Source organism: Xanthobacter sp. BG11Y11_SDJG (assembly GCF_057364445.1).
Genome location: NZ_JBNFNU010000789.1, coordinates 1 through 807 on the forward strand (window position 1 = coordinate 1; position 807 = coordinate 807).

Annotated in this window: 1 protein-coding gene; it reads left to right on the plus strand. The window is 75.6% G+C overall.

Annotation, left to right across the window (positions count from 1 at the left end; translation table 11 throughout):
* Positions 1 to 779 (plus strand): PAS domain-containing protein (locus tag AC2W7M_RS26540; RefSeq protein WP_486136177.1); only part of this gene is annotated, 779 nt, incomplete at its 5' end.
* Positions 780 to 807 lie beyond the last annotated feature (28 nt).

The window sequence follows — 807 nt, forward strand, 5'->3', positions numbered from 1 at the left end:
CCGCCGCGCCCGCAGAGGCCAAGGTGGTGCCGCTGCGCGGGACCGGGACGCTCTCGCCGGCCGAGCATTCGGCCTTCCGCGAGATCGCCCGCACGCTGGCCGCCGCGGTGGAGGACTGGCCCAAGGGCGACGAACGCCTGGCCTCGCTGTCCGGCGACGCGCCCTTCCTGTCGACCGAGCCGCCCGAGACCGTGCCCGGCCCGCTGCAGCCGGACACCTTTGCCGCCCCGGTGGCGCTGCTCGACCGTCTGCCCGTGGCGCTGCTGGTGGAGCAGGACGGCACGGCGATCCACGCCAACCTCACCTTCCTGAAATGGAGCGGGCATCCCGATCTGTCCGCCTTCCAGGCGGCCGGCGGGCTCGCAGCCGCCCTCGAGCGCGGATCGGACGGCGTGCTGCGCCTCGTCACCGCTTCGGGCGACCGCCTGCCGGTGGAGGTGCGCCTCATGGCGGCGCCCTATGGCGGGCGCAACGCCCTTATGTATGTGGCGCGCCGGATCGAAGACGGCGCGCCAGGGGCCGAGGCGCGCGCCGAGGCGCTGAGCCGCGCCCGGCGCGAGGCGCTCGACCTCGTGCCCTGGCCGGTGCTGCTGCTGGAGGAGGACGGCCTGGTGATGTTCGCCAACCGGGCCGCGCTTCGCCTGCTGGAGCGCAGCGAGCGGCAGAGCGTCGGCACGCCCTTCCTGTCTCTGGTCGCGGCCGACGACCGGGAGGCGGCTTCCGCAGCGCTCAATGCGGCGCTGGCGCCGAGCCCGTCGCCTGCGCCCCGCTCGATTTGACCCTGCGCACCGGCGCGGCGGAGGGGCG